This window comes from Shewanella sp. FeAMO, assembly GCF_053653955.1.
The window spans coordinates 3,462,853-3,479,637 of the sequence record NZ_CM132201.1; the positions used below are offsets into that span (position 1 = coordinate 3,462,853).

Annotated in this window: 4 protein-coding genes; all 4 read left to right on the forward strand. The window is 58.4% G+C overall.

Features of this window, described 5'->3' with window-relative positions; all coding sequences use genetic code 11:
- Positions 1–191: 191 nt before the first annotated feature.
- The 4 genes from ACWAU4_RS15630 to ACWAU4_RS15645 are packed head-to-tail and all read left to right on the forward strand — an operon-like array spanning position 192 to position 16,740.
- Positions 192–977 carry a helix-turn-helix domain-containing protein gene (locus tag ACWAU4_RS15630; protein WP_208124957.1) on the forward strand — a complete coding sequence of 262 codons (786 nt, stop codon included), beginning with the start codon at positions 192–194 and terminating at the stop codon, positions 975–977.
- Positions 974–8,560 carry an SDR family NAD(P)-dependent oxidoreductase gene (locus ACWAU4_RS15635; protein ID WP_454290324.1) on the forward strand — a complete coding sequence of 2,529 codons (7,587 nt, stop codon included), beginning with the start codon at positions 974–976 and terminating at the stop codon, positions 8,558–8,560. The genes ACWAU4_RS15630 and ACWAU4_RS15635 overlap by 4 nt, the downstream gene beginning before the upstream one ends.
- Positions 8,557–10,857 carry a PfaB family protein gene (locus ACWAU4_RS15640; RefSeq protein WP_208124959.1) on the forward strand — a complete coding sequence of 767 codons (2,301 nt, stop codon included), beginning with the start codon at positions 8,557–8,559 and terminating at the stop codon, positions 10,855–10,857. The genes ACWAU4_RS15635 and ACWAU4_RS15640 overlap by 4 nt, the downstream gene beginning before the upstream one ends.
- Positions 10,858–10,872: 15 nt before the next feature.
- Positions 10,873–16,740 (forward strand): hotdog fold thioesterase, encoded by a 5,868-nt coding sequence (locus ACWAU4_RS15645; RefSeq protein WP_338327200.1) that lies wholly within the window; start codon positions 10,873–10,875, stop codon positions 16,738–16,740.
- The last annotated feature ends 45 nt before the right edge of the window (positions 16,741–16,785 follow it).

Genomic DNA, 16,785 nt, shown 5'->3' on the forward strand with positions numbered 1-16,785 from the left:
CGAAGTTAGCGAACAAAAGTCTTTAAAACAAAAGCAGGATTTTCAGTCCCAGATGATTGTATCGAGCGGCAGGCACTGGTAATCTGCTTCACCTGTTACTGAAATAACAGCCTGACGCTCAGTATTGTGGAAGTTTGCAACCATGGCAGACAGGCGAGAAAGGAAGTCCAAGGGCCCAGTCCCAGCTGATTATGAAGCAAACTCAAACCGGAAAACGGCGTCATCGTAATGCCACCACCACCCCGGAAATGCGCCGCTTTATCCAGGAGTCGGAGCTCAATGTCAGCCAACTGGCACGGTTACTGAATATCAGTGAAGCAACCGTTCGCAAGTGGCGTAAACGCGAGTCGACCCAGGATCAATCCCACACCCCGCATCATCTGAATACCACTCTGAGCGATATTCAGGAGTATGTGGTTGTCGGGCTGCGCTGGCAGCTCAAGATGCCGCTGGACAGGCTGTTGCAAGTCACCCAGGAGTTTATCAATCCCCATGTTTCGCGCTCCGGGCTGGCCCGCTGTCTGAAACGCCACGGCGCATCCCGGCTCGACAATATCGATGCCGCGCACTCGCTGCCACCGAAACACTTCAATAAGCTGCCGGTCTACAGCGGCAGCAAAATGCAAACCTACACCCTCAACAGCCAAACGCTCGCCGATGCGTTGATGCTGCCCAGTACCGATGAACACACTGTGGTTCAGGTCGAAGCCATGAGTATTCCCATTGGCCAACAGACCCATTCGGTACTCATAGGGATGGATCCCGTCAGCGGTTGGGTCTATGTCGACATCTATCAGGATGACGACACCCTCGCCGCCGACCGCTACATAGCCTACGTCCTCAAGCGTGCCCCGTTTGCACTACGCCGCTTGCTGGTACGCAACTACCATATTTTCCAGTCCAGGTTTCCCGCTGCCGCCAAGGCAGGGCGCAAACCCAGGCCGCAACTTGCAGCCACCAATGGAGATGCTCAATGAGCCAAGAACAAGCCTCTCAGATAGACAAACGCCTCAACAAAAGGCTGAAAGACACGCCGATTGCCATAGTCGGCATGGCGAGCCTGTTTGCCGGCAGCCGTTATCTGAACCAGTTTTGGGATCTGATCTGCGACAAGATAGATGCCATCACCCAAGTGCCCGCCGACCGCTGGCAAGTGGCCGACTATTTTGACCCCGACAAGAAAGCCGCCGACAAGAGTTACTGCAAGCGCGGCGGCTTTATCCCGGAAGTGGATTTCAACCCCATGGAGTTTGGTCTGCCGCCCAATATCCTCGAACTGACCGACACCTCGCAGCTGCTGTCGCTGGTGGTAGCCAAAGAGGTGTTGGAGGATGCAGGTATCCATGAAGGCTCGGACTATGATCGCGACCGCATCGGCATCACCTTGGGGATTGGCGGTGGCCAGAAGATCAGCCAAAGCCTCAATGCCAGGCTGCAATACCCTGTGCTGAAAAAGGTGTTCCGCGAGAGTGGCGTCAGTGAGCAGGACAGCGAAATGCTGATCCGCAAGTTCCAGGACCAATACATACATTGGGAGGAAAACTCCTTCCCTGGGTCGCTCGGCAATGTTATCGCCGGTCGGATTGCCAACCGTTTCGATCTCGGCGGCATGAACTGTGTGGTCGACGCCGCCTGTGCCGGCTCTCTGGCGGCAATGCGTATGGCGCTCACCGAGCTGACTGAAGGCCGCAGCGATATGATGCTCACCGGAGGCGTCTGCACCGACAACTCCGCCTATATGTACATGAGCTTCTCCAAGACCCCGGCCTTTACCAGCGATGAGCAGATAAAGCCGTTCGACGCCGACTCCCGCGGCATGATGATAGGCGAAGGCATAGGCATGGTGGCGCTGAAACGCCTGGAGGATGCCGAGCGCGACGGTGACCGCATCTATGCGGTGATCAAAGGGGTTGGCGCCTCCAGCGACGGCAAGTTCAAGAGCATTTACGCGCCGCGCCCCGAGGGCCAGGCCAAGGCACTGCAGCGGGCCTACGATGATGCCGGGTTCCCGCCCCATACTCTGGGCCTGATGGAAGCCCACGGCACAGGTACTGCTGCCGGTGATGTGGCCGAATTCAGCGGCCTCAACGCCGTAATGAGTCAGGATAATCCTGAGCTGCAGCACATTGCGCTGGGTTCAATCAAGTCCCAGGTGGGCCATACCAAATCGACCGCCGGCACCGCCGGGGTGATCAAGGCGGCTTTGGCGCTGCATCACAAGGTGTTGCCGCCCACCATCAATGTGAAGCAGCCCAACCCCAAGATGGCAGTGGAGCAATCGCCCTTCTATCTCAACACTCAAACCCGCCCCTGGATGCCAAGAACCGACGGTACACCGAGGCGCGCCGCCGTCAGCTCCTTTGGCTTTGGTGGCACCAACTTCCACCTGGTATTGGAAGAGCACAGCCCCGAATTACCCAAGCAACCCTCTCGCCTGAGACGCACGCCTTTGCCGCTGCTGTTTTGCGCACCAGACAAACCGGCGCTGGAGCAAGAGATAAGCGCTCTGCTCAAGACGCTGGAGTCAGATGCCCATGACGACCTTGAAACCCTGTGCGCGCCCTATCGCCTCGGCAGCCAGACACAGGTACAAGGCCCCAGGCTGGGACTGCTTGCCTGCAACACCATAGAGCTGCAGCATAAGTTGCAACTGGCCTTGAGCAAACTGCAAAGCACGGCTGAAGAACAGCCGCAAACCCGTTGGCAACAGCAGGGAGTCGAGTACCGCTGTGGGCCTTTGACTGAGGCCAAGACCGCCGCCCTGTTTGCCGGTCAAGGCAGTCAGTATCTACATATGGGCTCTGGGCTAACCCAGCTCTATCCCGAGCTTCGCGCCGAATTTGCCGCCGCCGACCGTGAGTTTTCCCGCCAGGGCGTAGCCGACAAGTACGGCATGGGCCCCTTGTCGGCGCGGGTGTTCCCGATAGCCAAATTCACGCCCCAGGCCAGCAAAGAGGATGAACTGGCACTGGCCAATACCCGCTTTGCCCAAAGCGCCATCGGCGCCCTTGGCATGGGACAGTTTACTCTGCTTTGCCAGGCCGGATTCCAGGCGGATATGCTGGCCGGTCACAGCTTTGGTGAGCTGTCGGCACTGCGCGCCGCTGGTGCCTTGAGCCGTGAGAGCTATTACGCGCTGGCCTTCGCCCGAGGCGATGCCATGGCCAGTGTCCCCGAAGATAAAGATCCGGGCGCCATGAGCGCCGTTATCCTGCCCTCGGCCACTGAACGCAATACTCTCGAGCAGCTGCTGCAGACTGAACCCGAGGTGCAGATAGCCAATATCAACAGCCCGGTTCAGCTTGTGATTGCCGGCGCGAGTGAAGCGGTGGCCCGGCTCAACCTCAAGCTGAACGAGGCAGGTTTGCGCGCCATAGCGCTGCCGGTATCCGGTGCCTTCCACACTCCGCTGGTGGCCCATGCGCAGCAACCCTTTGCCGAGGCGATTGCCCACCAGGGCTTGAGCGATGCGAAAACGCCTCTGTATGTCAATGCCACAGGTGACAAGCTGGCACAGGATGCCGAAAGCCTCAGAGCCAACCTGGAGCAACATATGCTCAAGCAGGTGCGCTTCAGTGAGCAGATAGAGAGCATGTACCGGGACGGCGCCAGAATATTTGTCGAGTTTGGCCCGAAAAACACCCTGGCCAGGTTGGCACAAGCCACCTTGGGCGATCGCGCCGCCGAATGCCTGTTCCTGTCGCTGGACAACCCAAGCTGTATCGATTCACTGGCCGCCGACACTGAGCTGAAGCAAGCCCTGCTCAGCCTGGCATTGGCGGGCCTGCCTCTGACAGATCCCGATGCCTATCGCGCCGTACAAACCCAGGCCAAACACCAGGCCTCACCGATGACTATCAAGCTCGGTGCCAGTAACTATATCAGCCCGGCGACCGCCCAGAAGATGGCGGCCTCACTCAAAGAGGGCCGGGTCAGTCAACAGACAAAAATAGTCGAGAAAGTCGTGGAAAAAATCGTCGAGATCCCAGTAGCGGCCGCAAGCCAGAACCCGAGTCAACCGAGCCAAGCTACAGCGCCACAAGCTGCAAACGGCCTCCCAGCAAACAGCGGCAGCGGATTACAGCAGTTTTTCAGCGCCCAGCAACAGTTGGCCGAGCTGCATCAGCAGTTTCTGAATATCCCACTGCAATATGGCAACAGTGTGCAGCAACTACTCGCAGAGCAAGTAAAACTGGCGACGGCCGGCAAAGCGATTCCTGACAGCCTCAATCAGACCCTGGCCATGTTCCACCAGCACCAGGCCGAGACGTTAAAGATCCACAACGACTTTATTCAGTCGCAAAATCTCGGCGCCCAGCAGTTGTTGCAACAACTTCAGGGCGGCACTGTGTCTGTGTTGCCCAATGCTGTTTTGCCCAATATAGAGCAAACCCAAGCAGTGTCAGTGTCTGTGCCAGTGCCCGTCCAGGCTGCAGCGCCTTTAACTCACGCCGCAGCGCCAGTCAAAGCAGCAAGCACGCCACAGCAACCAAGCCAAGTGCTACAGAGCTGGCCTCAAGCTCCAGACCCTGTCCCAGCAGTAGCCGTAACCACAGCCAAGCCAAGCACAGGTGTCGAAGAGCTGATGCTGCAAGTGGTGGCAGATAAGACAGGCTACCCCACGGAAATGCTCGAGCTGAGGATGGACATGGAGGCCGATCTCGGTATCGACTCCATCAAGCGGGTGGAAATTCTCGGCACAGTGCAGGATGCCTTGCCTGAGCTGCCACAATTGGATGCCGCAACCTTGAGTGAATGCCGCACCCTGGGGCAGATTGTCGATTATCTGCAGCTAAGCGCCGGTGTGGATTCCAGTGTGCAATCCGAGCCAATTCAGCCGAGCCCTGCCCTGTCAAACGCGGCTCAATCAAACACAGCTAGTGATGTGACGGCACTGATGCTGCAGGTGGTGGCCGACAAGACAGGCTACCCCACAGAGATGCTCGAGCTGGGGATGGATATGGAGGCCGATCTCGGTATCGATTCCATCAAGCGGGTAGAAATTCTCGGCACAGTGCAGGATGCCTTGCCCAACTTGCCACAGCTGGACGCCACCACCCTAAGTGAATACCGCACCCTGGGGCAGATTGTTGACTATCTGCAGCAAAGCGCCGGAGTGAACGCCAGTATTCAGCCACCCCTGGCTCAATCAAACGCAGCTCAATCAAACACTGCTCATGCAAATCAGAATGATGTCACGGCACTGATGCTGCAGGTAGTGGCCGACAAAACCGGCTACCCCACAGAAATGCTCGAGCTGGGGATGGATATGGAGGCCGATCTCGGTATCGATTCCATCAAGCGGGTGGAGATCTTGGGCACAGTGCAGGATGCCTTGCCTGAGCTGCCACAATTGGACGCCGCCACCCTAAGCGAATGCCGCACCCTGGGGCAGATTGTCGACTATCTGCAGCAAAGCGCCGGTGTGAACGCCAGTGTGCAGCCTGAGCCAGTATCAAATAAGAGTGATGTCACGGCAATCATGCTACAGGTAGTGGCCGACAAGACCGGCTACCCGGCAGAGATGCTGGAACTGGGGATGGATATGGAAGCCGACCTCGGTATCGATTCCATCAAGCGGGTGGAGATCTTGGGCACAGTGCAGGACCAATTGCCAGAGCTGCCGCCGCTGGACGCCGCCACCCTAAGCGAATGCCGCACCCTGGGGCAGATTGTCGATTATCTGCAGCAAAGCGCCGGTGTGAACTCCGGCGTTCAGCCTGAGCCAATTCAGCCGAGCCCTGCCCTGTCAAACACAGCTAGTGATGTCACGGCAATCATGCTGCAGGTAGTGGCCGACAAGACCGGCTACCCGGCCGAAATGCTTGAGCTGGGGATGGATATGGAGGCCGATCTCGGTATCGACTCCATCAAGCGGGTAGAAATTCTCGGCACAGTGCAAGACCAATTGCCTGAGCTGCCGCAGCTGGACGCCGCAAGCTTAAGCGAATGCCGCACCTTGGGGCAGATCATAGATTATTTTGCCGGCTCAAGCGCTGAGCATGCAACCGAGCCGCTAACCCAAACCTATGAGATGCCAAACACTCAGCCGAGTGTGGCCTTGCCGCCCCATTCGGGAGTCAGCCTAAAAAAGCTGCTGGCGGCAGATAGATTCTCAGGCGCAAGCGCCGAGGCTCTGTTTGCCGCGAACAGCTGTGCGCTGCTGCTCGATGACGGCCACAATGCCGGTGTCCTGGCCAAGAAACTGACAGACAGTGGCATCAGTGTCACTCTGGTGCGCCCGGCGGCAACCGATTCGCAATCGGCGCTGGATAGCAAGCTGCCAATCCTGACTCTGGCCAGCAATGATGATGCCGGTGTCAAGGCGCTCATCGCCGGGCTCAAACAGCAAGTGGCCATCTATATCCATCTGCAGCCACAACTGCCGCGGGAACAACTCGAGGAGTTGATGCCGCTCAACATCACGGCCAAGACTCAGGTACAACTGAGCTTCCTGTTCGCCAAGCATTTGAGCCCAGCCTGGCAAACGCCGACAAAAGGCCGCCGCGCCTTTATCACTGTGGCGCGCATGGATGGTCAGCTGGGTTTCAGCGGTCAGCCCTGTGAATTGAATCAGAGCGCCCTGTTTGGCTTAACCAAGACCCTGGCGCAGGAGTGGCCTCAGGTGCATTGCCGCGCGTTGGATCTTGCTCCTGAGCTTGATGCCTCGGCGCTGGCCTCGCAAGTCATGGATGCGCTCTACAGCCCGAGTCAGGATCCGTTGGAGTGGGGCAAAAGCGCCGCCGGTAGAGTGACCCTGGTAGCGACTTCGGCCGATGACCAGAATGCTGCCGATACAAGCCTGGCGCCATGCAGACTCGATAGTTCAGATAAAATACTGGTGACCGGGGGCGCAAAAGGCGTCACCCTGGACTGTGCCCTGGCGCTGGCCCGCCAAAGTGGCAGTCACTTTATTCTCGCCGGTCGCAGCAAGGCCTTGGCATTGGAAGCCTTTCCAGATTGGGCGCAAGGGCTTGAGAGCGGTCAGCTAAAAGCAGCCGCAATCACCGCGCTATTGGCCAAGGGGCAAAAGCCCTCGCCCAAGGAAGTGGAAGCCCTGATAAAACCTCTGGTCAACGCGCTTGAGATTCACGCGGCGCTCAAGCGCTTTGAGGCCATAGGTGCCAGCGCCGAATACCTGAGCCTGGATGTCAGTAACCCGGATGCGGTCGCGTCCACACTGGCGCCCATTCAAGCATTGGCGCCTATCAGCGGGCTTATTCACGGCGCCGGGGTGTTGGCCGATAAACACATCGCCGACAAGACCCTCGCCGAACTCGAATTGGTTACAGGCACTAAAGTTGGCGGCCTCTCCGCCTTGCTCAGAGCCTTGGCGCCAAACAAAAAGGCCGCCGAGCACTTAAAACTGTTGGCGCTGTTTTCCTCCGCCGCCGGTTTCTACGGCAACACAGGCCAGAGCGACTACGCCATGGCCAATGAAATCCTCAATAAAACCGCTCATCGGCTACATCATGAGTTGCCAACCACCCGAGTGATCAGTTTCAACTGGGGCCCCTGGGATGGCGGCATGGTCAACGCGGCGCTGAAGCAGATGTTTGAGTCCCGCGGCGTCTATGTGATCCCAAGAGAAGCCGGTGCCAAGCTGTTTGCCGAGGCGATTCTGGCCCGCTCGGAGCCGCAGCTGTTGATTGGCTCCAGCATGCAAGGCCCGGGTGGCAAACAAGGCATGAACCACACAGATGCGCCAGAGGCCCAAGCCGGCCCGCAAACCCTGAGTCGCAGCATCAAGCGCCAGGAGCTGGCGCTGCTGAAAGATCACTGCATTGGCGGCAATCCGGTATGGCCGACTGTCTGCGCGCTCCAGTGGATGCTGCAAAGTGCCCAGAGCCTCTTTGGCGGCGATTGGCGCGCCGTGGACTATAAGCTGCTCAAAGGCGTGGTGTTTGACAGTGATGAAAAGCGATTGCAGCTCAGCCTGGCTCTGGGAGCCGACGGCGAGCTGCAGGCGAGCATCAGCTGTGATGAGCGGCCTCAGTATCAGGCGACCCTACTGCCGTTAATACAGCAGCCGTTAATGCCGCAGCAAGCCAGTCAGCCACTGCCGCATGTTTCTATGACTGAGATAGGCGAAGGTGAGCCCCAAGTGCGTCAAGGCAGTGAGTTTTATCACAGCGGCGCCCTGTTCCATGGCCCGCAGCTGCAGGCCATTACTGAGGTGCTGCAGTTTGACGACCAAGGGCTTAGCTGCCAATACCGGCTACCAGATGCCGCATCGAGCGAAGATCGCGCCCTGATCCAGCAAGACGCACTGCTGCAGGCCATGTTGATCTGGGCCCGGCTCAAATACGATGCCGCCAGCCTGCCCTCCTCCCTGGCGGCGCTCTGGCAAAACGCCCTGCTGCCTGAAAATGACACCGGCCTTATTCGCCTGCAGGTGACCAAGCACTCCAGCCGTCAGCTCAGCGCCGATCTGGCCCTGTTCAACGCCGAGGGCCAACTGCAAACCGGGCTGGAAAATGCCAAGGTCACCATTAGCAAGGGGCTCAATGCCGCCTTTGAACCGGCCAAGGCCGCCACAGGTAATAGAGAAAGGCCTTGAGCAAAGCGATAGGCCCTATGCCTCACATTGAAGTAAAGCCAGCTGAGTCTGCGGCCGAAAAGCCGCTGCGGCTGGCACTGTGCCTGGTCGAAGAGGAGCAAAGCCTGGCGCCCAAGCTTAGGGCTGCCTTGCGCACTATCGCGTTTGATAGCAATCAGGCTCCCGACTGGCCTTGGCTGGTGACCGAGGTCAAGGCCGGGGCAAGCCTGAGCCTGGTGCTGCCATCAAAGCAGCGGCTATTGCTGCTAAGCGCTGTCGATGCGGCGCAAGCAAGACTGCATCCCCAAGCCTTGCTGCAGGCCTTAAGCCATGGCGCTCACAAGCCGCAGCAGCTTCTTAAGCAGGCCTGGCAGCAGGCAAAACGCCCGGAGATGGAAGAAAGGGACACTCTGTTTCTGGAGCAACCGCTGGAGCTTGAGCAGTTATGCCTGCAACTGGAGGCATTTGCCAAGCGGCGCCTGGCGCAGAAAATGGCGGGGTTGCCTTTTCAAGGCAAGTCTCTGGCGCTGGTCTTCAGTTCCCCTGCTATGGCGCTGATCCTCAGCCAAGGCACAGCCTTGAGCGGTTATTGCGATGAAACAGCCTTGAGCGGCTCTTATAATAAAACAGCCTTGAGCGGCTCTTGTGATGAAACAGCCTTGAGCGGTTCTTGTGATAAAACAGCCCTGAGCGGTTCTTGTGATGAAACAGCCCTGAGCGACTCTTGCCTGAACAGCTCTGGTGTGAGCGGCTTGGCTTCTGGAAAAGAATCAACTTCTGGCCTTTGCCCCCAAGGAGCGCCCTGGCTTTTACCGCTGACCTTGATTGCCAACCCAAAGACTCTGCTCAATGAGGCGCAAACTGCGCTGCAGCAGGCCCAAAGTCGCCTGAGCCAATCGATGAGCGCAGATGCTCTGGCGCACTGGCTGACGGATGAATTAAAAACCCTGGAGCAGAGTTTTTCAGGCACAGCGCCCGAGGGCGGCGAATACTATTCGCTGGCGCTTATTGGCCGAGATGCCGCCGAGCTTATTGCCGAGAGCGAATTGCTCCTGGGTCAGCTTCAAAAAATAACGTCTTTGGCCGAACTGCCAGAGCTTGAGCTTATTACGCCAAATGGCAGCGTTTTTTGTGCCAAGCCGCTGGGCCCTGCTCGCCTCTGCTTTGTCTATCCGGGTGTCGGCACGGCTTACCATGGCATGCTCGGCGCCTTAAAACAGGCCTTCCCCAAGAGTTATGCCGATTTTGAGGCCGCAGCAACAGCCGAAAATGTCGCCCTATCCACCCTGCTGCCAACAGCCTTGAGCGATGCTTCTAATGAAACAGCCTTGAGCGATATTTCTTGTGCATCAGCCTTGAGCGATAAAGAAGAGGCCACACCCAGTCCAGCGCCAACAATGACACTCGCCGAGCAAGCCGTTGCCGGGGTCGGCGCCAGTGTGCTGCTGACGCAGATACTGCGGCGGGAGTTCAAGCTCTGCCCGGCCTTTGCCATCGGCTACTCCATGGGCGAAGCGGCCATGTTTGCCGCCAATGGCGTCTGGGACAAGCCTTTTGCTTTGGTTAAACCTACGCTGGAAAGCCGGATTTTCTCAGAGCAGATCTCGGGCGCGCTCACAGCCGTGCGCCAGGAGTGGCAACTCGATGCCAGAGATGCCATCGGCTGGAACAGTTTTCTGCTGCGCATTGATACAGGCAGCATCACGCCATTATTGCAAAACCCGGCTTACTCGCGGGTCTACCTCGCCATACGTCAGGGGCCAAGCTGCGTGCTGGCCGGGGATGAGGCTCAGTGCCGGGCACTGATAAAGGCCCTTGGCAAACGCGGCGTTGCCGCCAACCGGGTCACCGCCATGCACACACCGGCGGCCCTGCGTGTAAAGCCAGAATTGACCGCCTTTTATGACAGGCCACTCTCGGGTGAGCTTGAACAGCCGCAGCCCATCTATATCAGCGCCGGCAGCGAGCAGCCGCTCAAACCTGCCAGGCTTGAGCGCCAGCAGATAGCCGAGACCATAGCGACTTGTTTCAGCCAGCCACTCGATGTGGAGTCGCTGCTGCAACGGGCCCGAAAACATGGCGCGCAGCTGTTTCTGGAGGTCGGCGCCGACAGCCAAACCAGCAGCATTATCCAGGCGATGGCCGGAAAACAGCTCTCCAGCGATATCAAAGCCTTTGGCTGCGATCGCAAACATAGCGGCGCCGCCGACAACAAAGCATTACTCAAGGCCCTGGCTCGACTCATCAGCCACAGGGTCCCACTGGCCACAGCGGCGCTGTATCCACAGCTTGCCCGGCCCGATAACTTAGTGACGTGAGAAAGTGAGAACAGAGTGACAAGTAAACAAGCCGAGCCCATTGCCATAGTTGGCATGGCCGCCCGCTTCCCGGGCTGTGAGGATCTGGACGCCTTCTGGCAACTGCTCAGCGAAGGCCGGGATGCCATCAGCTCCCTGAATGACAGCCAATTGGGCGCCAGTGTCAGCGATTATCAAGGCGCAAAAGGCCAGAGCGACCGTTTCTATTGTGATAAGGGCGGTTATATTCGCCAGCTAAACTTCTCGCCCGAGGGCTATGCCAGATCAGCGGATGAAATGGCAACGGGTGCCCAAATCTGGGATCAGCACCTGTTGTGGGCTCTCGATTGCGCCCGCAAGGCCCTGCAAAGCGCCGGGCTAACCCCAGCGCAAAACGCTTCCGACTTGACGCGCTGCGGCGCCGTGATCGGCACGCTTTCGTTCCCTACCCGAGCTTCCAACAAGGCCTTTTTGCCGCTGTATCATCACAGTGTCGATACGGCGCTGCGGCGCCGTTTCCCCGGCATGCCGCCATTGGCGTCAGCCATAGATGCGGGAACGGCGGCAGATGCAAGCATTCGCCATTGGGATACAGATATCGCTGCCCAGGGCTCTGAACTGCTGTGCGATTGCCTGGGCCTTGGCGGCCCCAACCTGAGCCTGGATGCCGCCTGCGCCAGCTCTGTCTATGCATTGCGCCTGGCCTGCGACTATCTCAGCAACCACAGCGCCGATGTGATGTTGGCCGGTGCCGTCAGCGGCGCCGATCCCTTCTTTATCCATATGGGCTTTTCCATTTTCCAGGCCTTCCCCGAGTCGGGCCAAAGCGCCCCGCTGGATAACAGTTCCGGTGGTCTGTTTGCCGGTGAAGGCTGCGGCGTATTGGTGCTCAAGCGCCTGAGCGATGCCCAAAGGGATGGCGATACCATTCACGGCATAATCAGAGGCACAGGGCTTTCCAACGATGGTCGCGGCCAGTTTGTCTTAAGCCCCGCCAGCAAGGGCCAGGTACTGGCGTTTGAACGGGCCGCCGAGGCGGCAAATATCGCGCCATCCCAGGTGGAGGTGATTGAATGCCACGCCACGGGCACGCCTCTGGGTGACAAGGTGGAACTCAGTTCCATGGAGCAGTTTTTCGGCCCACGTCTGGAAGGCTGCGCCGCGCCTAAAATCGGCTCGGTCAAGTCCAACCTCAGCCACTTGCTGACTGCTGCCGGTATGGCCGGCATCATCAAGTTGCTGCTGTCGATGAAACACAAGCTGTTACCCGCCTCGGTGAGAATATCGGCGCCGCTGAGCTCGCCCAACGGCTTGTTTGGCGAGCACAATATAGTGCGCAGCGCCATCCCCTGGCCAACCAAAGCGGGCAATCCCGGCCCGGTTGCCGGGGTGTCTGTGTTCGGATTCGGAGGCTGTAACGCCCACTTGCTGCTCACAGGGCCCGATGCTGCCAAAGAGTTTATTCGGGCCAAACCTTCGCCGGGAACGGCTGCACACCAGGACACTGACGGCCTGGCGATTGAGGGCGCCGCCGCGCATTTCGGCGCCGCCGACTCACTCGAGGTGCTCGCCAAGCTGATAGCCAAAGGGCAAACGGCCACCAGAGCCCTGCCACCCAAACGCTGGAAAGGCCTGGAGCGCAACCGCTCTTTGCTCTCCAGCATGGGGCTTGAACAGGCGCCCAATGGCGGCTACATAGACAAGTTTGAACTGGATTTCCTCAAATTCCGCCTGCCGCCCCATCCGGGAGATAGACTGGTGGCGCAGCAATTACTGCTGCTCAAGGTGGCCGATGATGCGATTCGCGATGCCAATCTGCCCATGGGTGGCCGGGTGGCTGTGTTGGTCGCCATGGAAACCGAGCTTGAACTGCATCAGTTCCGCGGCCGGGTCAATCTGCATAGCCAGATTAGCCAGAGCCTTAAAGATGCCGGCATCACCTTAAGCCAAGATGAGTATCTCGAACTCGAGCGTTTGGCGATGGACAGCGTACTGCCCAGCGCCAGCCTCAATCAATACACCAGCTACATAGGCAACATCATGGCCTCCCGGGTCGCCTCCCAATGGGATTTCAACGGCCCGGCTTTCAGTATTTCGGCCGCCGAGCTGTCGGTTCCCCGGGCGTTGGAAGTGGCCGCCAATCTCTGCCACACCGAGGCGTTGGACGCCGTAGTAGTGGCCGCGGTGGATCTCGCCGGCAGTGCCGAGCGGGTACTGCACTCGGGCAAGCGTCTGCAACAGCTTGGACTGTTACCGGGTGAAGGCGCCGGCGCCTTGGTACTGAAGCCGTCAGTTGCGCATCAAAACGGCCGCTACGGCGCCCTGACAGAGTTGAGTTTCAAGCCGTTTTCATCAGTGGAATTAACAGCTACAGAGCCTCTCTCTGCGGCAGACTCAAGGGAGCAAGCACTTTGCCGGGACGCACAGTCTGAAGTAGATGAGCACAGCCCCAGCTTCAAGGCTTTTCGCCGTCTCGCGGCCACCAGCCACAGCGCCGTCTCGCGTATGGGGCACAGCTTTGCCGCCGCCGGGATGGCCAGTTTGCTGCACTCGCTGCTGCGCCTGACCCAGGATAGGGATAAAGATTCCCACACCCTGCTGATAGATGGCGAGCGCCGCTGCGCCGCGGTTACTTTGCAACAGTCGGCGGAGCAAAAGGCGCGCCTGCAACAGGCGCTGAGCACGCAGAATAAAAAGAGCTGTCAAGAGAGCAGTCAAGGGGCCAGTGAAAAGCCCAGTCAAAAGATAGCCGGCGCAAATGTCCGCCAGCTGTGGCAGACCATCACCCTTGGCGGTGACGCCATAGAGCAGCATATCGCCACCGCCGAGCTTAAACACGAGACCGGCATTCGCCAAAAGCTTGCCCAGGCAAAGAACACTCAAGCCCAGGCAGCGCCTGCAATGCACACCAGCAGCCAACAAGTTAACAGTGAACTGACTAAGGAGCTCACTCCGGTGAACAATCAGCACGCCCCATCAGCTCTCAGACAATCCGTGCCCGGCGATAAAATTGCGGCCGCTCCCCATAAAGCCGCTACCGAAGCGCACCTGCAGGCACTGGCAGATAATCAACGGCTGGCACGTGAAGCGCACCTGGCCTTCCTCAAGAGCCGCGAAACCGGACTGGCACTGGCCAGCGCCCTCTTGGGCGCCGGGGCCACGGCCGAAAACCGCTTAAGCGCTGAGAATATCGTTTCAGAAGACAAGCGCTCGGCAGACCTGAGCTCCGCCTCAGTAGCGCCTTTACCAGCGCGCACGCCCAAGGAATCGGTTCAAACGGCTGCTGAAACTGTTGCCAAAACCATTACCTCCAAAGCGATATCCCAAGTGCCCAAGGACAAACCCTGTATCTGGAATTATCAGGATCTGGTGCAATACGCCGAGGGCGACATAGCACCGGTATTCGGCCCCGAGTATGCCGTGATCGACAGCTACCGCCGCCGGGTGCGACTGCCCACCACAGATTACCTGCTGGTCTCCAGGGTGACTAAACTCAATGCCCGTCTTGGCGAATACAAGCCGAGCACCATGACCACAGAGTATGATATTCCCGTGGACGCCCCCTATCTGGTCGATGGCCAGATCCCCTGGGCGGTGGCCGTGGAGTCGGGCCAGTGTGACTTGATGCTGATAAGCTATCTCGGCATAGATCTGGAGAACAAGGGCGAGCGGGTCTACCGTTTGCTCGACTGTACCCTCACCTTCCTCGGCGATCTGCCCCGTGGCGGTGATACCCTGAGATACGACATCTCCATCAATCACTTCGCCCGCAACGGCGATACCCTGCTGTTTTTCTTCTCCTACGAGTGTTTTGTCGGCGAACGTCTGATCCTCAAGATGGACAACGGCTGCGCCGGTTTCTTCACCGATGCCGAGCTGGCCGATGGCAAAGGAGTCATCCGCACCGAAGAGGAGATCAAGGCCCGCAACCTGGCGATGGCGAACAAGCGCCAATTCCAGCCCTTGATCCACTGTAAACAACAGATATTTGATTACCAGCGAATGAGGCAACTGCTGAGCGGCAATATCGGCGCCTGCTTTGGCCCATCTCATGACTTGGGTTACCGCCAAGCCTCGCTGTGTTTTGCCTCGGAAAAGTTCCTGATGATCGAAGAGGTCAGCAGAGTCGAACCAAGCGGCGGCGCCTGGGGCCTGGGCCTGGTTGAAGGACACAAGCAACTGGAGCCGGATCACTGGTATTTCCCCTGTCATTTCAAGGACGATCAGGTGATGGCCGGTTCCTTGATGGCCGAGGGCTGCGGTCAGTTGCTGCAGTTCTATATGCTCTATCTTGGCCTGCACAAACACACCCGCAATGGCCGTTTCCAACCACTGGAAAGTGCGCCGCAGAAGGTACGTTGCCGCGGACAGGTACAGCCGCAATCCAATCGTCTCACCTATCGGATGGAAGTCACCGAAATAGGACTGACACCCAGCCCCTGGGCCAAGGCCAATATTGAGATCTTGCTTGACGGCAAGGTGGTGGTGGACTTCCAGAATCTTGGCGTCATGCTCAAGGAAGATGAAGACTGCCACAAGTACGCCGATGACAGTGCTGTGAGTGACCAGGAGTACAGCGGAAAGCCGCAACACCCTGCCGCCTCGGCAAGTGATACTAACGAGGCACTGAACGCCGGACGCCAGGCGTCCATCAATGCCCCCTTGATGAGCCATGAAAGCTGCCCGGACTCTCAGCCCATTCACGGCGTGCTCCCGGTCAGGCATGTTCCGGCGCCGGTAACGCCGGACTACCCGAATCGCACGCCCGATACTGCGCCCTTTACCCCCTGGCATATGTTTGAATTTGCCACCGGCGATATTGAGAACTGCTTCGGCCCCGACTTTGCCGCCTACCGCGGGCTTATCCCACCGCGCACCCCCTGCGGCGATCTGCAGCTCACCACCAGGGTGACGCAGGTGATTGGCAAGCGCGGCGACTTCAAGTCTCCGGCCTCCTGTATCGGCGAATATGAAGTGCCACCCAAGGCTTGGTACTTCAGTGAAAACAGCCACCCGGCGCATATGCCCTACTCGATTTTGATGGAGATAGCGCTGCAGCCCAATGGTTTTATTTCCGGCTATATGGGCACCACCTTGGGCTATGGCGACACAGAGCTTTTCTTCCGTAACCTCGACGGTAAAGGCACACTGCTGCGCCGGCTTGACCTGCGTGGCAAGACCATCAGCAACGACTCGCGTCTGCTGAGCACTGTCAAGGCGGGCACCAACATCATCCAGAGCTTCAGCTTTGTGCTCAGCGCCGATGGTGAACCCTTCTATGAAGGCGAGGCAGTATTTGGTTACTTCAAGGCCGAGGCGCTGAAAAACCAGTTAGGACTGGATAACGGTAAGGTGACCGAGCCCTGGGATAAACAGCAAGGGCTTGAGGCCGATGTGAGCTATGATCTTCGCGCCGCCGATTGCGCTCTCTATCATGGCTCTTGGGATCAAAAACACCTGCGCCTGCCGGGCGGTAGACTCAACTTTGTCGATTCTGTCCGCATCTGCCGCCAAGGCGGCCATTCCGGCTTGGGCTACATCTATGGCGAGCGCAAAATCGATGCCGCTGACTGGTTCTTCCGCTTCCATTTCCATCAGGACCCTGTGATGCCGGGCTCGCTCGGAGTGGAAGCCATGCTGGAACTCCTGAGTGCCTTTGCCCTGGACGCCGGGCTTGGGAGCCAATTCAGTAACCCAAGATTCGCCCATTGCCTGAGTCAGGTACAGTGGAAATACCGCGGTCAGATCAATCCCCTGAACCGGCAGATGTCGCTGGAGCTGCATATCACAGCCATAGAGGATACGCCGGACAGAGTCACACTGACAGCCGATGCCTGGCTCGCCAAAGATGGCCTGCGAATTTATGAAATAACAGATCTGGCTCTGGCCATTGAAGAAGCCTGAGCCATCAGGCAAAAACAACCGAACAGATAATGAGAGCAACAAGAT